Raw genomic sequence first — 20,811 nt, forward strand, 5'->3', positions numbered from 1 at the left:
AACCCATTTTTAGAATTCCTGACCTAAGATGAAGTGGAACTGGCTTCCACCCTTCTTATATGAGCTACCATTCCATACTGTATCGAAACCGTAAGCCCAGTCAATACCCATCAGACCCACCATTGGCAAGAAGATACGTACACCGACACCGGCACTACGTTTCATGCTGAATGGGTTGAACTTCTTGGTTTCATACCAGGCGTTACCAGCCTCTACGAAGGTCAAACCGTAAATGGTTGTATTACCTAAGAGGAATGGATAGCGAAGCTCCAATGAGAAGCGGTCGTATGCATAAGCATAGTAACCGGTTGTAGGACTGTAAGATACAGAACCATTCTCATAACCGCGGAGTCCGATTGTTTCCTCACCATAATATGATGAGTATCCACTCATACCGTCACCACCCACATAGTAGGTCTCGAACGGACTCTTCTTATACTTGTTATAAGAACCGAGCAAACCGAGTTCTACACGGGTCATCAATACGAAGCACTTCTGACCCTCTGTGAGTGCAGTATAAGTCTTTGCCTTGAACTTCCACTTATGGTATTCAATCCATCTGTACTTCTCCTGCTGCTCAGCAGAATAGGTTGGCGACTTAGAATCGTTGGCAAGATTCTTGTAGTCCTTGTTGTCGAACGCACTCCATGGTGGAGTAAGGTTGACACTTGCCTCAACCTCAGAACCACGACGTGGGAAGAGTTGGTTATCGGTTGATGTTCGGTTCAATGCGATGGTCAAGTTCAAGTTGTTCGCATTACCGTTGGTCATCAACATATAGCTCCAGTTCTTCATCATGTAGCGCTGGTAAGCCAACTGTACAGACAAGGTGAAGTAATCATCCGGCCAACGGAGGCGCTTACCCCAACCGAGGCTTACACCCACCATCTGGATATACTTGTCTGGATCGTAATAATTCTCGTAGTTGTTATAGTAACTAGAACCATAGCCATATAAGTAACTCTGATAGTTGTACATGGCTGCACTATTGTAATAGTTGCTTGACACGTCGGTACTCTTACTGTAGTATGCACCAACGCTGAACTGGATAGGGCGCTTGCCGCCAAACCAGTTGGTAGAGTAGCTTACGTTATAGCTCTGATAGTAGGTACCATTGGTCTGTGCACCGATACTCAGCACCTCACCGTCACCGATAGGCATGATACCACGATGTTCCTTATTCTTGTTGAAGAGGTTTGCCATAGAGAAGTTGTTGAGCTTCAAGCCCACACGTCCGATGACACCCGTCTGACCCCAACCGAGCGAGAACTCAATCTGGTCGTTACTCTTCTGCTCCAGGTTCCAGTTTACATCAACCGTACCATCTTCAGGATTAGGCTTTACATCCGGGCTAACCTTCTCAGGATCAAAGTGTCCCATAGAAGCAAGTTCACGAGCCGAACGCATCAGAGCATCCTTAGAGAAAAGGTCGCCTGGCTTGGTACGAAGTTCACGGCGCACTACATTTTCGTAAAGACGGGTATTACCATTGATACGTACATGGCTCAGATAAGCTTGAGGTCCCTCTGTTACGCGCATCTCCAAATCGATAGAATCGCCATCAATATTGATTTCAGTCGGTTCGATACGAGAGAACACATAACCATTATTATAGTAGAGGTTAGAAACAGCGTCATCATCTTCATTCAGACGCTTACCCAATATCTTCTGGTTATATACATCGCCCTTCTTCATGCCGAGCAATGCTTCGAGATAAGCTGAAGAGTAAACGGTATTACCTGCCCAGGAGATGTTACGGATATAGTATTTCTTACCTTCATCTACCTTGATGTAGATATTAACGTGCTTCTCATCGAAGTTGCTCACGCTATCTTCCAGAATCTGAGCATCACGGAAACCATACTCATTATATTTGTCGATGAGTTTCTGCTTATCTTCCTTCCATCTCTCAGGGGTAAACTTCTTCGACTTGAAGAAAGTAGCGAACTTACCAGCCTCATGCGTCTTGGCAAAAGCACCCTTCGAGAAGAGTCCACCCTTAATCTTGCGGTCAGAAAGCTGTTCGTTTCCATCGATTGTTATCTGATGAACCTTGATTTTTTCTTTCTTGTCAACAACAACATCCAGGATTACCTGTCCCTTGTTGGCAATATCATCGCGCTGGTTAATCTGGATATCAGCGTTCTTGAAGCCCTTATCATCGAAATACTTCTTGGCAAGAATCTTGGCACGGTCGAGCATATTCGGAGTTACCTGAGTGCCCTTTACCATACCCAACTTCTGCTCCATATCTTCACGCTCGCTCTTCTTCAAACCAACATAGTTGATATTAGATATACGTGGACGAACCGCAAGATAGATATGGAGATAAAGCTTCTCACCTACGATAGAGTCAGCAGCGATAGCCACCTTCGAGAAGAGTCCATGTTTCCAGTAGCGCTTTACGGCATTGGTAATCTCGTCGCCAGGCACAGTAATCTCATCGCCCACACTGAGGCCTGAGATACCTGTGAGAACATAGTCTTCGTAGCCCTCAACACCCGAAACATTGATACCACCAATCTTAAGGGTACGAGGTGTACCAGCATACGAGATATCAGGGTTTACGATTTTATCTTGTGCCTGAATCTGCATGCATGCCATTACGCCGAACAGCAGGATGAAAATCTTTTTAAATCTATTCATTTATACCTTATTATATATAATATGATTTTTCTATGCTTGTATGAGGTTTGCCTATTTCTCCTCCTCTTCCACCTGTGCCTCGGTTTTTCCAAATCGACGTTGGCGGTTCTGATAACTTGCTATTGCCTTGTGCAGATCTTCTTCATTGAAGTCTGGCCAGAAGGTATCACAGAAATACAACTCTGAATAAGCTATCTGCCAAAGAAGATAGTTGCTGATACGGAGTTCACCTCCTGTACGTATCAGAAGTTCAGGATCTGGCATGAAACTGGTTTCAAGATGCTTTTCGAAGTTCTCCTCTGTCAGTTTATCCTCTATCTGCTCATAGGTTGAACCTGACTCCAATGCTTCTTTTACCATTTTCTTTGTAGCATTCAGGATTTCCCAACGTGAAGAATAGCTCAATGCCACAACCATAGTCATAGCATCGTTCTTCGCAGTATGGTCCATGGTCTCCTGAAGCTTGTCCTGTACCTGTTGTGGCAGGCGTTTCAAATCGCCTATCACACGGAAGCGGACATTATTCTTCATGAAGATTTCATCTTCGAGCGAAGTCAGTACCAGTCCCATCAAGGCAGCAACCTCATCGGCCGGACGGTTCCAATTCTCTGTAGAGAAAGTATAGAGGGTGAGATATTTTACCCCCAACCTGGTACACTCCGATGTAATTCGGCGCACGGTATCTACTCCAGCCTGATGGCCGTAGCTACGCTCCTTGCCCCGTTCTGTTGCCCAGCGACCATTGCCATCCATAATGATAGCGATGTGCTCAGGAATCCTGTTCATATCTAAGTTGTCCATCATTCTTCTTTATTACAAGTTTTACATTTTGCACTGAAACTATAGGTCACCGAAACAGCTATGGTAGAATAGCAGTCGGAATTCTTGAAAATGCCACTGCTCTTTACCCAGTAAGGGTCTTTCACGCCATCCAGTTCATCGCTGAGCGAGAAATGGAAAGTCCAGGCCAGTCCCAAGTTCAACCTTTCGTTTACTTTATATTTTGCGCCGATGCCTAAAGGCACGTTGGCTGTAAATACATTTTTTTCGTTACCTTTTACATAGGTTGCTCCCAAGCCACCCAGTATATAAGGAACCAGGCGCTGGGCTCCGCGATAGTCTCTGCCTGTTCCGTAGGGCCAGAAGTTGTACTCAAACACCAGATTCATATCCACCAGCGTATGATTGAAGGAATAGGGATTCTCAGCATAATCAGGATAGAAAGTATCCACATTTGCCGAAGAACCTTTTATTTTTCCAAAGCCCACGCTCAGTTTCAAGTCCTTGTAGGGGTCGAAATTATATCTTCCCACCAGGAAACCGGCAGGTTGCATGTCGCCAAGCACATTTCCGTTAAAGTCGCCTTCATAGGTCATTACTCCCACACCGGCGCCTATCTCCATGCGATATTGCGGATCGTCCTGTGCACGAACCGCCATACAGCCCAGAGTTAAGAAGGCAAGCAGGATGATTAATCTTCCTTGCTCCTCCAGCCATCTATATTGAAACGTCCTCTCCATACGTATCCGTTTCTGATAATCCAATAGTAATGTTGATTGTCACGACAGAAAGCGAAACGACCTTCAGTAGCAAACTTAGCAGGCAGAACAACCATCTTATCCTGCTTCCAAGTCAATCCGGCATTCTGGCTCTTATACCATTTGCCGTTACTGCCTAAAGCAACGAAGCCTGTATCGGCAGCACAGGTAATTACCTGATCCAGCCAAGGCATCTTTCCACTTTTATTGTTTTCGATTTCCAGATAGTTCCACTGTCCGTCTTCATTTGCATAGTCAACCGTGCGCAACCATGTGGTAGCAACCGTATCTTTCGAAGCCTTGTCGCGAGTACCCAGCAGCATTACATTCTCTACATCCTTAGCAGAGAGTACGCCAGCCACATTCATTGAGATATTCTGTTTTGGCAAATAGTCTGCATCTGTATCAAGTTTCTCCTGCTCCCAGCTGACACCCTTGTCTTTTGAAACAGAGATACCTGTAGCTGTATAAGCATAGAGATTCTTGCTGCTTGCACCAATGAGCTGCTTGATATCTGCGTTTTCAGAAACCAATGTCCATGCTGCTGCATCGGCAGAAGCATAAACCTTGCCGGCATCTGAGATATAGAGTTCGCCATCCAGCGCTACTGCACTCTGGTAAGCGTCACTACTTAAGCCTACGTTCATCGTAATAGATGACCAGGCGCTGCCATCATTGATGGCTGACTTCAGCACCTTAGTACCATCGGCAGTCTTGCCGAATACATAGATGTCATCACCACAAGCTACAGCCTTCAGATCAGAGAATGCAGCCAACTGACTGTTGTTCTGAACCAGCTCATGCCACTTAAACTCATAAGGCAACTCCTTATGTACGTTTACGGTAACCTTATACTGGGCATAGGCAGAGTAGTCGCTGCTGTAAACTCTAATAAAGCGAGGCTTTGAGAAGTTGATGGAATCAGAGCTTGAATAGTATGCTGCGACAGAATCAGTCTTGTTGATATCCATCAGGAGAATAGGGCTGCTATTCTTGCTGCTGATAGTAGCCAATATGGCAGTATCCCTCACCCCACAAGGCAAGGAATCTACATTATAAATCAAGCGTTGTGCCTGATCTATGTAAAATTTATAGTCAGAGCCCGTCACATTAGCCTTGAGCAAGGTATCTTTACCTGCCTTCGTTTTGGTATATCTGTCAAGACTACCCAACGAGAAAGCCGTGATGGCTGTATCATGTGTATATTCTACTGTTGTTTCATCGCTGCTCAAGCAAGAAGAGAGCGAGAGCGTAGCTGTAATCAGCGCTATGAAAGCAAAAAACTTCCTTTTCATTCTATCCTATTTTATTTTTAGCTGCAAATTTACTGAGAATTCTTTAAAAACTCGACCTTTTCTCCTTATTATTATGCAAATTATTCATTTTTAGGCGCATTTTTTAAGTTTTTTAGTGATTTCGAGGCGTAAAAACGAAGAAATCCCGCTTCTTTTGCAAGAAACGGGATTCCATATTTAGTATAAATTCGAAGTGTCGAATTAGAGCTGTGGACCAGCAGCAACGAGAGCCTTACCAGCCTCATTTGTCTCATACTTCTTGAAGTTCTTGATGAAACGAGCAGCCAAATCCTTAGCCTTCTCCTCCCACTGAGAAGCATCAGCGTATGTATCACGTGGATCGAGAATCTTAGGATCTACGCCTTCCAACTGTGTAGGAACTACGAAGTTGAAGAATGGGATAGTCTTTGTAGGAGCTGCGTCGATTGAGTGGTCGAGGATAGCGTCGATGATACCACGTGTATCGCGGATAGAGATACGCTTGCCTGTACCGTTCCAACCTGTGTTAACCAAGTATGCCTTAGCACCAGACTTCTGCATCTTCTTTACCAACTCCTCAGCGTACTTAGTTGGGTGCAACTCCAAGAATGCCTGACCGAAGCAAGCAGAGAATGTTGGAGTAGGCTCGGTGATACCGCGCTCTGTACCAGCCAACTTAGCTGTGAAGCCAGAGAGGAAGTAATACTTAGTCTGCTCAGCGTTCAAGATAGATACTGGTGGCAATACACCGAATGCATCTGCTGAGAGGAAGATAACCTGCTTAGCAGCTGGACCCTGAGAGAATGGACGCTGGATGTTCTTGATGTGGTAGATAGGATAAGATACACGAGTATTCTCGGTAACAGTCTTATCTGCGAAGTCAATCTTACCATCCTTAGCTACAGTTACGTTCTCGAGGAGAGCGTCACGTGTGATAGCACCGTAGATATCTGGCTCAGACTCCTTGTCAAGGTTGATAACCTTAGCGTAGCAACCACCTTCGAAGTTGAACACACCCTCGTCGTCCCATCCGTGCTCATCGTCACCGATCAACTTACGCTTAGGGTCTGTTGACAATGTAGTCTTACCTGTACCAGAAAGACCGAAGAAGATAGCAGTGTTCTCACCGTTCATATCTGTGTTGGCAGAGCAGTGCATAGAAGCCATACCCTTCAATGGCAAGAAGTAGTTCATCATAGAGAACATACCCTTCTTCATCTCACCACCATACCATGTGTTGATGATAACCTGCTCCTTAGAAGTTACGTTGAATACAACGGCTGTCTCTGAGTGGAGACCCAACTCCTTCCAGTTCTCAACCTTTGCCTTAGAAGCATTGTAAACGATGAAGTCTGGCTCCTGATCGAACTCAGCCTCGTTCTGAGGACGGATGAACATATTTGTTACGAAGTGTGCCTGCCATGCTACCTCAACGATGAAACGTACCTTCATACGTGTATCCTTGTGTGTACCGCAGAAACCATCTACTACGAACAACTTCTTGTTAGAAAGCTCCTTCTTAGCGATCTCCTTAACGGCGTTCCATGCCTCTGGAGTTGCCTTGTGGTTATCGTTGTGATACTCCTCAGAATCCCACCATACTGTGTCGTGAGATGTAGCATCGTCAACGATGAACTTGTCTTTAGGAGAACGACCAGTGTAAATACCAGTCATTACGTTAACTGCACCGAGCTCAGTCTCCTGACCAACCTCAAAACCCTCGAGACCTTCCTTAGTCTCCTCATTGAACAATACCTCATAAGAAGGATTGTAGAGAACCTCAGTTGTACCTGTGATTCCGTACTTTGCTAAAACTGACTTATCAAACTTTGCCATTTTATTTTAAATGTATTTAAGTTGTGAATAATTTCTCTTTACCTTATTTACCTTGGTTGACAGAAGAAATCATCATTCTCCCAAAACCGCCGCAAAGTTACGAAAAATATGTTTTATAGCAAAGATTCTTAGGTATTATTCTTTCTTTTTAAAAGCTTTTTAGGTTAAAGAACTTTAAAAAAAGCCGATTCGACCGACATTTGCCACGTTGACTTTGCAAAAAATCTCTGCTTAGAGAAAAACAAGCAGAGATTTACACCTATTTATATATAAGAGGGTATTTGAAGGAAAAATAAGATAGTAACATGTTCTTTCATTCCTCCAGAGAGAAAATAATTGCCCAAACATTTTGCCGTTTCCAAGATTTATTATATCTTTGCAGAAAAACTACAGCTATATGAAGATAAATAATCTGAGCGAGCACAACTGCATCATCAACCGCTATCTGGCAGAGATGCGTGACTGCGATTATCAAAAGAACCGATTGCTCTTCCGCAACAACATTATGAGAATCGGTGAGTATGAAGCCTTTGAAATATCAAAGACTCTTAATTACGAAAAGACTGAGGTGACTACACCGCTCGGTGTGGCCCAGGTAAATCTTCCTACCGAAAAGATTGTCATCGGTACTATATTCCGTGCCGGACTTCCTTTCCACGAAGGCTTCCTCAATATTTTCGACCACTCTGGCAATGCCTTTGTGAGTGCTTATCGCGAGTATACCAACAAGGAGCATACTGAGGTGGGCGTACATATCGAATACCTCGCCACACCTGATCTTACAGATAAGGTGCTCATCATTGCCGACCCTATGCTTGCCACAGGTATCAGCATGGAGATGGGTATGAAGGCTTTCCTCACCAAGGGCAATCCTAAACATATCCACATTGCCTGTGTTCTCGCTGCACCTGAGGGTATTGAGCACATCAAGAAAACCTTCCCAGAGGACAAGACTACCATCTGGTGTGCCTCTATTGATGAGGGCTTGAACGAGCATAAGTATATCGTGCCAGGATTCGGCGATGCCGGCGACTTGTGCTATGGCAGCAAGCTCTAAGCCGCAGGCTTTATAAAAAGTATAGCAACTATACTCTGAAATACTCTTCACTCTTCACCTTTCGGCCCGAAACCCCTGTGTTTATCGGCATTCCGAGGGGTGAAGAGTTATTTGTATCTCTTCACCCACTCTTCACCCCTCTTCACCGCTCCGTTCTGGCTGATTGCAAATTCGCCGGAACGGAGGGCGACGGAACAGAAGGTGAAGAGTGGTGAAGAGTGGGTGAAGAGTGCCCGAACACTCTTCACCACTCGGAATGCCGATAAACACAGAGGTTTCGGAGCATTTGGTGAAGAGTGAAGAGTTTTTCGTCTATTGCATAAAAAAGAAAATCAGACGCCTAAAAGGAAATCAGATAAACCCATTTCCGAGGACTGTTAAAGACAAACAGCCGACTAGCGAATAAGGCGCTAGTCGGCTGTCCGGCTTTTGCCAGTTGGCTGTCATACTCAAACTGCCAACTTATCTCCGAAAGATAAAACCTTTAATAATGGAACGAACTACCTCGCAGGAACTCCCGCAGAAGCGAAGTAGGCGGCATATTATTATAAGTGCGCTCTTTTAGAACAAAAATTGTATCGTCAAGCGCACAGACGATAAAATAGGAAAAGTTTTTGTTACATAAGACAAAGTTCGTTTTAAATTAATCTTGTATATTTGCACCCATAATTTAATTATTAACAAAAATGTCAAACGTATGAAAAAGATTATGAGAAGTACAATAATATCAGCAATATTAAGCTGCATTTTAACATTAATGGCAAGTTGTTCTAACAACGATGAAAATACTGCGTCATATAGAAAGTATGAGATTCCTACCGATGTGATGATAGAGACTCCAGACAATCAGATTCTTACCATAAACACGAAAGATGACTTTGAAAAGTATTTCAAAAATTGTGTAAGTAGCGCAAAACCTGACACAAAAATAGAACTACCAGAAGTGAACTTTCTAAAATACAGGCTAATCTACATACAAGGAGAATCAACACATGGGATAGCCAAACTAGAGAGTTCCTTGGCGTCAACAGAAAATTGCAAAATTCTATCCATCCATATAGAACAGAACTTTACAAATGTGATGCAAAGATGGAATGTCGCATATCTTATCGACAGAGAGGATAAGCCAAACATCAAATTACAATACCAAATAATAGAGCCATAGTCTTTAAAGAAAAAGTCCAAAGAAAGAAATCTGGTTTGAAAACTATCTTTGGACTTTTTTGATAAGCTACCCTTTAATAATGGAACGAGCTGCCCCCCAGGAACTCTCGCAGAAGCGAAGTAGGCGGCAGATTATTATAAGGTATACCCTTGAAGTATTTCAGGAACTTAAGCAACCGGTAAGCCTCAGCATATTCCTCACAATTCTCCGGAACCTGCTGCAGCAGCGGCTCTGCCTGCATCTTGATTACAGCCAGTTCATAAAGCATCGCCGTATTGAGCATCGCATCGGCATTCTCCTGGAACGGGAATATCCACTTGTTCTCACCTGCCCTTACCGAAGGCCAGCGATGAATGGTTTCCTGGGCAGAGACACCACGATATTTGTTATCGCGGATGATACGGCGGAGCAAACGGTTGTCTGTTGTCGGGATATAATTGTGATTATCCAGAAGAATCGTGGTCAGTGCCGAAGCATATACTCTGAAGATCTGCTCCTGCGGGATGTGGGCCGTCAGCTCTGGGTTCAATGCATGAATGCCCTCTACCACCAGCACATTGTTATCGTTCATTTTCAACCTGTTACCGCTCTTTTTACTCTTTCCGCTCTGGAAATCATACTTCGGCAATTCCACCTCCTCACCACGGAAGAGGGCGTTGAACTGCTCGTTGATCAGGTCAAGATCCAGGGCATAGATGCTCTCATAATCATATTCGCCCGAAGCATCCTTCGGCGTTTTCTCCCTATCCACGAAATAATCATCGAGCGAAATCTGGAGCGGTTTCAATCCGTTTACGGCAAGCTGTATGCTCAGGCGCTTGCACGAAGTGGTCTTGCCTGAAGAAGAAGGACCTGCCAGCAGCACCAGTTTCACGCCCTTGCGGCTGGCAATCTCCTCAGCAATCTTGGCAATCTTCTTCTCCTGCAGCGCCTCGCTGATATTGATGATGTCGGTAGCATGATTGGCATCTATCGCCTGGTTAAAATCGCCTACAGTCCTGATGCCCAGGATACTCTGCCAGCGATGATGCTCCTTGAATATCTCAAACATCTTGTCCTGTCGGGTCATTTCGCCCAGCACATCCGGGTTCTTGAGCGAAGGAATGCGCAGGAGCATGCCATCATAATATTTCTCCAGCCCGAAGAGATAGAGCTGCGAGGTATTGGTGAGCAGCGTGCCGTAGTAATAATCTACATAATCACCTATTTTATAATAAGTAGTATAGATAGAGCCCGATGTCTTGAGCAGTTTCACCTTCTCAACATCCCCTTTCTCCTGGAACAGCGCAACTGCCTCTTCGGTAGGCACGGTGAAGCGGCGTATCGGCATTCTGGCATCGATAATCTCCTGCATGCGACGGCGGATGATGTTCACATCTTCATCTACAACAGGTCTGCCCAGGCGGATATCTACGTAGAAACCATTCGATACGGGGATATCAATCACCACATCTGTAGCAGGATAAATGTCCTGTACCGCCTTGCAGAGAACAAAGAAGAGGGTACGGGTATATGCACGCGAACCGGATGAAGAAGTCATATCAAGGAATTCTACATCTTTAGAATTATAAACACGATAATGCATGCCTTCAACCTTGTTATTTACCCTTGCAGACACCGGTCCGTGGGTCATTTTGAGGTCAAATGCAGAAAAAATATCAAAAAGTGTGCTTCCGATTTCTACTTTCTGAGATTTTTTATTATTTTTGCAACGGATTTGAATTACTTGTTTCATTTGTATTAAAACTATGTTACAAAATTAAACTAATCTACCCGCTCTCGAAGCCCCCGAAGGTGCTTTTTGAGCATCGGCTTACTCTTTTTAGAAGAGAGACGCCTACAGAGTGTAAAGTTACGAAGAAATTCGGAAACTTGATGTATTTGACAACATTAATTAAGTTATTATATGTCGATTTGGATATTTTTTAAGCTTATTGGAGCACTCGCCCTACTGATGTTCGGTATGAAGTCCATGAGCGACAGTTTGCAGAAGATGGCAGGACCACAGCTCCGCCATGTGTTAGGAACAATGACCACCAACCGTTTGACGGGCATCCTCTCGGGTACGCTCATCACCGCAGCGGTGCAGTCTTCTACAGCCACAACGGTGATGACCGTATCATTCGTGAATGCTGGTCTCCTTACCCTAGCCCAGGCTATCTCCGTTATCATGGGCGCCAACATCGGAACCACGCTCACCGCATGGATCATGAGTGCCGGTTTCTCGTTTAACATCACAGATTTTGTATGGCCGGCGTTCTTCATCGCCATCATCCTGATTTACAGCAAGAAGCGCAAGATTATCGGCGACTTCATCTTCGGTATATCCTTTATGTTTCTCGGTTTGGGTACTTTACGACAAACCGGTATCGACATGGATCTGGCTCATAATCAGCCGGTTCTTGAATTCTTTGCAAGTTTCGATCCTCACAGTTTCCAGACTACCATCACCTTCCTTATTATTGGTAGTATACTCACTATGTGCGTGCAGAGTTCGGCAGCCGTCATGGCGATTACGATGATTCTCTGCTCTACCGGCGTATTGCCTATCTATCAGGGTATTGCGCTTGTGATGGGTGAGAATATCGGAACAACCGTAACCTCCAATGTAGCAGCGCTCACCGCCAACACCCAGGCCCGGAGAGCGGCGATGGCGCACATGGTATTCAACATCTTCGGTGTGCTTTGGATACTCTGCATATTCCACCCGTTCATCCATCTGGTTTGCGGCTGGGTAGGTTTCGACGATGCCATGGAGAAGACTGATCCTCATTTCGTAGCCAATGCAACCAAGCTATCCTTTGTGCTTGCCGCCTTCCATACCACCTTCAACCTCGCCAATACCTTTATCCTGGTATGGTTCATTCCACAGATAGAGAAGCTGGTATGCAAGATTATCCGTCCTAAGAAGAATACCGATGAGGACGACTTCCGCCTGCGCTTTATCCAGAGCGGTATCATGAAGACACCGGAAATCTCTGTCTTGGAGGCACAGAAAGAGATTCATTGCTTTGCCGAGCGCATCCAGCGCATGTTCGGCATGGTGAAGACGCTTCTTGGCGAGACCAATGAAGAAAAGTTTGTAAAACTCTATAGCCGCATCGAGAAATACGAGGGTATCTCTGACAACATGGAGATAGAGATTGCCAAGTATCTCGACCAGGTGAGCGATTCTCATCTTTCTGACGAGACCAAGGCAAAAATCCGCGCCATGCTCCGTGAGATTTCTGAGATAGAGAGTATCGGTGACAGCTGCTTCAACATCGCACGCACGCTGAACCGCCGTTTCAAGGGCAAGGAAGACTTCATCACTTCACAGTATGAGCACATGCACCAGATGATGGAACTTACCGACAATGCCCTTACCCAAATGAACATCACCCTCGTAGGTCATAAGGGAGACAACGATGCCAACCTCTCTTTCAACATCGAGAACGAAATCAACAACTATCGCAATCAGTTGAAGAGCCAGAACATCAACGATGTAAACAACCATCTCTATACCTACGCCATCGGTACCATGTATATGGATATCATCCAGGAATGCGAGAAGCTCGGCGACTATGTAGTAAACGTAGTAGAGGCCCGCATGGGTGTAAGACAGCATGAAGCTTAGAGAGAGTTTAAAGTTTATAGTTAACAGTTTATAGGGCATGAAGTTCATTAGTGGGCTTCATGCCCTATCTTTATTTTCTACCTATATTAAATAGGACAAACAGATATGTTTTAAGCAAGATACTTGATTCACAACAGCAAAGTTGCCATAAAGAAGTGATTTCACAAAGAAAAAGAAAGAATTTTGGCATAACATAGAGGATAACTCGATTTTTTGTTGTAATTTTGCAGCCGAAATTGCAATTTTATAAATAATTAATGAAGATTCTAGTAACGGGTGCGTCGGGCTTTATCGGCAGCTACATCGTGGAAGAGGCCTTGAGACAGGGCATGGAAACCTGGGCGGCAGTACGCCCTACCAGTTCCAGAAAGTATCTGCAAGACGAGCGCATCCATTTTATCAATCTCAATCTTTCTTCAGAGGAAGAGTTGGAGAAAGAACTCGCCCCGCACGAGTTCGACTATATAGTGCATGCAGCCGGCGCAACGAAGTGCCTGCATGCAGAGGAATTTTATAAGGTAAACACAGAGGGAACCAAACATCTGGTGAACGTCCTTCTGCGCCTCCAGATGCCTATCAGGCGATTTGTCTTTGTCAGTTCGCTCAGCATCTTTGGAGCCATCCGCGAAGAGCAGCCTTATCAGGAAATCTCAGAACATGATACTCCTAAGCCAAATACTGCATACGGAAAGAGTAAGCTGGAGGCAGAACGCTATCTGGACAGCATCGGCAATAACTTTCCTTATATCATCCTCCGCCCTACAGGAGTTTACGGTCCTAGGGAGAAAGATTATTTTCTCATGGCACAGAGCATCAAGCAACATGTTGACTTTGCTGTAGGATTCAAGCGCCAGGACATTACCTTCGTGTATGTACAGGATGTGGTGCAGGCTGTATTCCTGGCTCTGGATCATGGAATGAACGGCAGGAAATACTTCCTCAGCGATGGAGAAGTATATCAGTCGGCTGCCTTCAGCGACCTGATAAAAAAGGAGTTAGGCAATCCTTGGATGCTACGCATCAAGGCACCTGTCTGGGTGTTGCGCATCGTAACCTTCTTCGGAGAGTATCTCGGAAGGATGACGGGCAAGATGTCGGCTCTGAACAATGATAAGTACAACATTCTGAAACAGCGCAACTGGCGATGTGATATTGAGCCAGCCATGGATGAACTGGGCTATCATCCTCATTATCCACTGGAAAGAGGTGTGAAGCTCGCCATCAAGTGGTACAAGGATAACGGATGGCTGTAAATTATAAACTAATAAGAAGCGTGATAAAAGATTATTTCAAGATAGACAAGAACCCGAAGAAGGGACTGATGACACTGGAATGGGTCATGCTGGGATATATGGCAATCACCATTATCACCATGCTCTTTACCTACACCAAACTCGTAAACCCGGAAGCTATGCTCTGGGGACGACTGAGAGCGCTCGTCATGACCATCGCTCTTTGGGCAGTATACCGCATGATACCTTGCCGCATCACCAAGATGGTGCGCATCATTGCCCAGATGGCTTTGCTTGCCTGGTGGTATCCCGACACCTACGAAATCAACCGTATGTTCCCCAACCTCGACCATATCTTTGCAGGTTGGGAGCAGAATCTTTTCGGATGTCAGCCCGCCCTGCTCTTTGCCAAAGCCCTGCCTTGGGCTGTAGTAAGCGAACTGATGTCGATGGGCTACTTTATGTATTATCCGATGATTGCATTGGTTTCATTCTATTATTTCTTCTGCAGATATTATGAGGCTGAAAGAGCTGCATTCGTCATGCTCACCAGTTTCTTTATCTACTATCTCATCTACATCTATGTACCGGTAGTGGGCCCGACCTTCTACTTTGATGCAGTAGGGATATCAGAAATAACCAAGGGCATCTTCCCGGCTTTGGGCGATTACTTCAACACCCATACCAACTGCCTGCCGACACCGGGTTACACCGATGGAATCTTCTACCAGCTTGTAGAAGACGCCAAGAACGCCGGCGAGCGTCCTACAGCAGCTTTCCCAAGTTCGCATGTGGGCGTGAGCACCATCTGCATGCTCCTGGTCTGGCATACCGGCAACAGAAAACAGCTATACGTGATGCTGCCATTCTACATCTTCCTGTGTCTGGCTACCGTATATATTCAGGCGCATTATCTCATCGATGCCATCGCCGGCCTCATCTCTGCCGTCGTCATCTATTTTGTATTGATGGCAGTATCGAAGGGAATGACAGAGCACCATACTCCTTCTTCGCGACTGAGATTCAGATAGTTACATATTTTAATTACAATAACATTATAAACGAATAGAATTCATCTAGAACAATGAAGAAACTATTTATTGAGACTTATGGCTGCCAGATGAACGTGGCAGACAGTGAGGTAGTTGCCTCTGTAATGCAGATGGCTGGCTACGAAATTTGTGAGAAAGAAGAAGAGGCTGATGCCATCTTCCTGAACACCTGCAGTATCCGCGAGAATGCAGAGAACAAGATTTATCATCGCCTCGACACCCTGCATGCAGAGCAGAAGAAGGGAAGAAAGGTGATTCTCGGCGTTTTGGGCTGCATGGCAGAGCGAGTAAAGGATGACCTCATCCAGAACCACTATGCCAACCTGGTTTGCGGACCAGACAGCTATCTCAACCTGCCGGATATGATTGCGCAGTGCGAGATGGGTACCAACGCCATCAACATAGAACTTTCTAAGACCGAGACTTACCGTGACATCGTGCCTCAGCGCATCGGTGGCAACAGAGTGAGCGGTTTTGTAAGCATCATGCGTGGTTGCAACAACTTTTGCCACTACTGTATCGTGCCTTATACCCGTGGACGTGAGCGCAGCCGCGATGCTGAGAGCATCCTGCGTGAGGTTCGCGATTTGCAGCAGCGTGGTTTCAAGGAAGTTACCCTGCTTGGACAGAATGTAAACAGTTATGGTCTCTCACCATCGGGCAAGCGCGAGGAAGGCAGTCTTTCCTTTGCCGAGCTCCTCCATATGGTAGCCCAGGCTGTACCGGATATGCGTGTACGCTTCACCACCTCTAACCCAGAGGATATGACCGAAGACATCCTCCACGCCATTGCCGAAGAACCAAACCTCTGCAAGCACATCCACTTCCCTGCACAGAGCGGAAGCAACAAGATTTTGAAGCTGATGAACCGCAAATACACCCGTGAGGAGTATCTGCAGCGCATCGCCGACATCAAGCGCATCATTCCAGGCTGCGGCATCACCACCGACATCTTCGTGGGTTATCACGACGAGACCGAGGAAGACCATCAGGAAACCCTCTCGCTGGTGAAGGAAGTAGGCTTCGACAGCGCCTTCATGTTCAAGTATTCAGAGCGCCCGGGCACCTATGCCGCCAAGCATCTGCCAGACAACGTTTCTGAGGAAACCAAGATAGCCCGCCTCAACGAACTTATCAAGTTGCAGACCGAGGTGAGTGCCGAGCAGAACAAGAAGGATGAAGGCAAGGTATTCACCATTCTCATCGAGAACTTCAGCAAGCGTAGCCGCGAGCAGATGATGGGCCGTACCGAGCAGAACAAGGCGGTGGTCATCGACAAGGGCAACCACCACATCGGAGAGTTCGTAAAGGTCCGCATCACCGGTTCTACCTCTGCTACTCTCTTCGGAGAAGAAGTAAAGGAGTAAACCCAAACTCATCAGAACAGCTTTTTCTGAATAAAAAGACTCTTCTAAAAGAAAAAACAGAATATAAACAAGAAAAACCGCCAAAAGTTTGGCGGTTTTCTTAAAAAGCACTATATTTGCACCTATGAAGGAATTCTTGCAAATTTTACGCCGATTCGTCCCTCCATACAAGAAGTATCTGGGACTGTCAATCCTGTTCAATATCCTGTCTGCGGTATTGAACATCTTTTCGTTTGCAGCCTTGATACCAATCCTGCAAATCCTGTTCCAAGTAGATGGTGGTATCCGTGTCAACGAGTATATGCACTGGAATGGAGATTGGGGTAGCATCAAGGAGGTTGCAACCAATAACCTGTATTATTATATTCAGGAGTTTATTGTTGTCCATAGTGCATCAACAGCCCTTTTGGTCATCGGCATATTCCTAGCCTTCATGACATTCCTCAAGACGGGAGCCTATTTCCTCTCGTCAGCCACCATCATACCTATCCGTACAGGTATCGTAAGAGACATCCGCAACCAGATTTACCAGAAGATAAACAGTCTCTCGCTCGGTTTCTTCAGCGAGGAGCGCAAGGGAGATATCATTGCCCGCATGAGCGGTGATGTGCAGGAAGTGGAGAACAGCATCATGTCGTCGCTCGACATGCTCTTCAAAAATCCTGTCCTGATTCTCTTCTATTTCGTTACACTCATCTGCATCAGCTGGCAGCTCACCCTCTTCACCATTCTCTTTGTACCACCTTTCGGCTGGTTTATGGGAGTAGTGGGCAAGAAACTGAAGGCACACAGTATCGAGGCACAGGCACTTTGGAGCGATACGATGAGTATGGTAGAAGAAACGCTGGGCGGCTTGCGCATCATCAAGGCGTTCTGTGCTGAAGAAAAGATGAACAAGCGTTTCAATCAGGTTAACAGCAGCTACCGCGACAACATCATGCGTGTAAATATCCGCCAGCAGATGGCACACCCGATGAGTGAGTTTCTGGGAACTATCCTCATCGTAGTGGTATTGTGGTTTGGCGGTATCCTGGTTCTGGATTACGGCAGAATCGACGGTCCTACCATCATCTTCTATCTCGTGATGCTCTACAGCATCATCAACCCGCTGAAGGAATTCTCCAAAGCGAGTTACAATATTCCAAAGGGATTGGCAAGTATGGAGCGTATCGACAAGATTCTGCAGGCTGAGGTGGAAATCAAGGACAAGGAGAACCCTGAGCATATCAGCAGCTTCGAACATCAGATAGAGTTCCGCCACGTTTCCTTCGCCTATACCGACCGAAAGAGCGCCGAACTGGTTTATGTATTAAAGGATATCAATCTCGTGATACCAAAAGGCAAGACTGTTGCACTTGTTGGTCAGAGCGGTAGCGGTAAGAGTACGATGGTAGATCTGATTCCACGTTACTATGATGTACAGGAAGGCGAGGTGCTGATTGACGGCATTAATGTGAAAGACCTTGCCGTACATGACCTTCGCATGCTGATAGGAAATGTAAACCAGGAGGCTATCCTCTTCAATGCAAGTTTCAAGGACAATATCCGATTCGGCAAGACCGACGCTACGGATGAGGAAATAGCCAATGCAGCTAAGATAGCCAATGCTTACGAGTTCATTACCAAGTCGGAGCATGGTTTCGATACAAATATCGGTGACCGAGGCGGCAGACTCTCCGGTGGTCAGCGCCAGCGTGTCAGCATCGCCCGTGCCATCCTCAAGAATCCTCCTATCCTCATCCTCGATGAGGCAACATCAGCCCTCGATACCGAGAGCGAGCGCCTGGTTCAGGATGCCTTGGAGAAACTGATGAAAACCCGTACCACCGTGGCTGTGGCTCACCGATTGAGTACCATCAAGCATGCCGATGAAATCTGCGTATTGCACGAGGGTAAGATTGTGGAGCGCGGTACCCACGATGAACTGATTAGAAAAGACGGATATTACAAAAAGTTGCACGATATGCAGCAGGTGTAATTGAGTAAATAGTTAATAGTTAAGAATTTATAGTTTTACAGATGGTTAAGATTGTGTATGCATTCTTTTATGCAATATCGCTGCTGCCTTTCAGGCTGCTCTATTGCATTGCCGACTTCGAGTACTTCATGATGTATTACGTCATCAAGTACCGCAGAGGCGTTGTGCGTAAGAATCTCATCACCTCCTTCCCTGAGAAATCAGAAGAAGAGATTGTTGACATCGAGAAGAAATTCTACCGCTGGTTCAGCGATTACTTCTTCGAGGCAGTTAAACTTCTGAGCATCAGCGATAAGGAACTTCGCCGCCGATTCAAGGTATATAACAGCGAAGAAGTGGAACAATGTTTCCAGGAAGGTCAGGATGTGGCAGCCATCCTCGGTCATTACTGCAACTGGGAGTGGCTCTCATGTGTAGGCATCAAACTGCCTAAAACCCGCATCATAGGCCTCATCTATCATCCTCTGCGTAACCAAGCCTTCGATGAACTCTTCAAGCGCATCCGCTCTCATGAAGAAAACGGAGTGCCTGTCCCAAAGAAGGACATCCTCCGCTATCTCGTAGACTACAAACGCAAGAACATCCGCAGCATCTTCGGCTACATCAGCGACCAGGGTCCCAAGTGGGAAAACATCCACCTGTGGCTTCCTTTCCTCAACCATCCCGAAACCCCAGTGTTTACTGGCGGCGAGAGAATCATGAGGAAGATGAACGATGCCGTGTTCTATGTAGAGATGTCCCGCCCTAAGCGCGGCTACTATACAGCAACCTACAAACTCATCACCCGCAATCCGAACTCCCTGCCGGAGCATGAGATTACCCGCCGCTTCTTCCAGATGCTGGAAGCCACCATTCGCCAGAATCCACCTTATTATTTATGGACGCATAACAGATGGAAGCGAACCAAGGAGGAGTTTGACAAGCGATATGAAGTGGTGAAGGGGAAAGTTGTGCCAAAAGAGATGTAATTCGATACTATCACAAGAATCTAATCAATAGGCTATATGAAGGAAAGAAGATTATGTTATATCAGCCGCACTTATTACAATCAGACAAGTGCTGGCAACAAGGCAAAGACTGATTACGAAAAGGTACTGCACTCGATGGGGGCAGCAAGCATCGGCTTGCCTTGCAAAATCGACAACAATAAAATCCTGGCCTTCTTCTATAACCTGGCGAGTACCCTCATCGCCTGCTCTCGCATTCAGAAAGGAGATGTCATCGTACTGCAATATCCCGTAAAGAAATATTTCTCCTTCATCTGCAAGATGGCACACCTCAAAGGAGCCAAAACCATTTCCCTAATTCATGATTTGGGCAGTTTCCGACGAAAGAAACTAACCATAGCCCAGGAATTGAAACGCCTGAGCCACACCGACTATATCATCGCCACCAACCAGGCGATGAAGCTGTGGCTTGAACAGCAAGGCTTGGAAAAGCCTATCGGAGCCCTGGGATTCCATGATTATCTGTCGCCATCCGTTGCAGCAGACAAGAAGCACCAGCCCAACGAGGTATGGAATATCGTATATGCCGGCTCACTCAACCTGCGCAAAAACGCCTTTATCCTGAAGATGCAGGAACTGGATTACCAGTTTAAGTTTCATCTTTATGGAAACATGGAAGATTATGATGCCGTGGCAAAAGACAAGAACATCATATGGCATGGCTTTATGAATGCCGACGATTTCATCAAGCAAGTGCGCGGAAATTTTGGTCTGGTATGGGATGGAGATTCCCTGGAAGAATGCCATGGCGACTTCGGAAGCTATCTGAAATACAACACCCCGCACAAGGCATCCTTCTACCTGCGTGCAGGATTACCTATCATCGTATGGAAAGAATCTGCCATTGCTCCGCTTGTAGAAGAGAAGGGAGTGGGATTTGCCATCAACTCCCTGAAAGAACTTCCTGGGCGCCTAGCCAGCATTTCGGAAGAAGAATATGCCGGTATGCTTACCCAAACAAAACAGATGGCAATAGCCATCAACAATGGCGAGAATCTGAAAAAGGCTATTCAGGAATGATCGATAGTATAGTTTATACTCTC

General features: G+C 45.8%; 16 protein-coding genes. 10 read left to right on the top strand and 6 right to left on the bottom strand.

Annotated elements, in window-relative coordinates; genetic code table 11:
• Positions 1 to 9: 9 nt before the first annotated feature.
• From DWV53_RS03695 to pckA, 5 genes are all read right to left on the bottom strand, one after another.
• The gene (locus DWV53_RS03695; RefSeq protein WP_118151702.1) at positions 10 to 2,646 is read right to left on the bottom strand and encodes a BamA/OMP85 family outer membrane protein; all 2,637 of its coding nucleotides are present in this window, start codon (positions 2,644 to 2,646) and stop codon (positions 10 to 12) included.
• Positions 2,647 to 2,697: 51 nt separating this feature from the next.
• The gene (locus tag DWV53_RS03700; RefSeq protein WP_181976443.1) at positions 2,698 to 3,450 is read right to left on the bottom strand and encodes an isoprenyl transferase; all 753 of its coding nucleotides are present in this window, start codon (positions 3,448 to 3,450) and stop codon (positions 2,698 to 2,700) included.
• Positions 3,447 to 4,166: a DUF6089 family protein gene (locus tag DWV53_RS03705; RefSeq protein ID WP_117693268.1), complete on the bottom strand. Its 720-nt coding sequence runs from the start codon at positions 4,164 to 4,166 to the stop codon at positions 3,447 to 3,449. Before DWV53_RS03705 ends, DWV53_RS03700 begins: the two co-directional genes overlap by 4 nt.
• On the bottom strand, positions 4,118 to 5,479 hold the full coding sequence (locus DWV53_RS03710) for a DUF6242 domain-containing protein (protein ID WP_118151704.1): 1,362 nt from the start codon (positions 5,477 to 5,479) through the stop codon (positions 4,118 to 4,120). The genes DWV53_RS03705 and DWV53_RS03710 overlap by 49 nt, the downstream gene beginning before the upstream one ends.
• 201 nt (positions 5,480 to 5,680) lie before the next feature.
• Positions 5,681 to 7,294: a phosphoenolpyruvate carboxykinase (ATP) gene (gene pckA / locus DWV53_RS03715; RefSeq protein ID WP_118151705.1), complete on the bottom strand. Its 1,614-nt coding sequence runs from the start codon at positions 7,292 to 7,294 to the stop codon at positions 5,681 to 5,683.
• Positions 7,295 to 7,691: 397 nt separating this feature from the next.
• Between pckA and upp the strand changes: the two genes are divergently transcribed.
• The 3 genes from upp (at position 7,692) to DWV53_RS03730 (ending at position 9,516) form a co-directional block, all read left to right on the top strand.
• Positions 7,692 to 8,351, top strand: a complete 660-nt coding sequence (gene upp, locus DWV53_RS03720) for a uracil phosphoribosyltransferase (protein ID WP_022121512.1) — start codon at positions 7,692 to 7,694, stop codon at positions 8,349 to 8,351.
• A gap of 99 nt (positions 8,352 to 8,450) precedes the next feature.
• Positions 8,451 to 8,651: a hypothetical protein gene (locus tag DWV53_RS03725; RefSeq protein ID WP_118151707.1), complete on the top strand. Its 201-nt coding sequence runs from the start codon at positions 8,451 to 8,453 to the stop codon at positions 8,649 to 8,651.
• Positions 8,652 to 9,060: 409 nt separating this feature from the next.
• Entirely contained in the window at positions 9,061 to 9,516 is a 456-nt protein-coding gene (locus DWV53_RS03730) for a hypothetical protein (protein WP_147468729.1), read from the top strand.
• Positions 9,517 to 9,589: 73 nt separating this feature from the next.
• Here DWV53_RS03730 and DWV53_RS03735 read toward each other — a convergent pair whose 3' ends face one another.
• Positions 9,590 to 11,251: a nucleoside kinase gene (locus DWV53_RS03735; protein ID WP_118151711.1), complete on the bottom strand. Its 1,662-nt coding sequence runs from the start codon at positions 11,249 to 11,251 to the stop codon at positions 9,590 to 9,592.
• 171 nt (positions 11,252 to 11,422) lie between these two features.
• On the opposite strand from DWV53_RS03735, the gene DWV53_RS03740 reads away from it, so the two are divergent.
• From DWV53_RS03740 to DWV53_RS03770, 7 genes are all read left to right on the top strand, one after another.
• Positions 11,423 to 13,132 (top strand): Na/Pi cotransporter family protein, encoded by a 1,710-nt coding sequence (locus DWV53_RS03740; protein WP_022121509.1) that lies wholly within the window; start codon positions 11,423 to 11,425, stop codon positions 13,130 to 13,132.
• Positions 13,133 to 13,389: 257 nt separating this feature from the next.
• The gene (locus tag DWV53_RS03745; RefSeq protein ID WP_118079572.1) at positions 13,390 to 14,385 is read left to right on the top strand and encodes an NAD-dependent epimerase/dehydratase family protein; all 996 of its coding nucleotides are present in this window, start codon (positions 13,390 to 13,392) and stop codon (positions 14,383 to 14,385) included.
• Positions 14,376 to 15,395, top strand: coding sequence for a phosphatase PAP2 family protein (locus tag DWV53_RS03750; protein WP_118151713.1), 1,020 nt, complete (start codon positions 14,376 to 14,378; stop codon positions 15,393 to 15,395). Before DWV53_RS03745 ends, DWV53_RS03750 begins: the two co-directional genes overlap by 10 nt.
• 53 nt (positions 15,396 to 15,448) lie before the next feature.
• A complete protein-coding gene (miaB, locus tag DWV53_RS03755) occupies positions 15,449 to 16,783 on the top strand; it encodes a tRNA (N6-isopentenyl adenosine(37)-C2)-methylthiotransferase MiaB (RefSeq protein WP_006848118.1) in 1,335 nt (444 codons plus the stop codon).
• Between the two features lie 124 nt (positions 16,784 to 16,907).
• Positions 16,908 to 18,761 carry an ABC transporter ATP-binding protein gene (locus tag DWV53_RS03760; RefSeq protein ID WP_118140375.1) on the top strand — a complete coding sequence of 618 codons (1,854 nt, stop codon included), beginning with the start codon at positions 16,908 to 16,910 and terminating at the stop codon, positions 18,759 to 18,761.
• A 41-nt stretch (positions 18,762 to 18,802) separates the two neighbouring features.
• On the top strand, positions 18,803 to 19,729 hold the full coding sequence (locus tag DWV53_RS03765; protein ID WP_118151715.1) for a lysophospholipid acyltransferase family protein: 927 nt from the start codon (positions 18,803 to 18,805) through the stop codon (positions 19,727 to 19,729).
• Positions 19,730 to 19,765: 36 nt separating this feature from the next.
• On the top strand, positions 19,766 to 20,788 hold the full coding sequence (locus tag DWV53_RS03770; RefSeq protein ID WP_118151717.1) for a galactofuranosyltransferase: 1,023 nt from the start codon (positions 19,766 to 19,768) through the stop codon (positions 20,786 to 20,788).
• The last annotated feature ends 23 nt before the right edge of the window (positions 20,789 to 20,811 follow it).

This window comes from Segatella copri, assembly GCF_003465495.1.
GTDB lineage: Bacteria > Bacteroidota > Bacteroidia > Bacteroidales > Bacteroidaceae > Prevotella > Prevotella copri_G.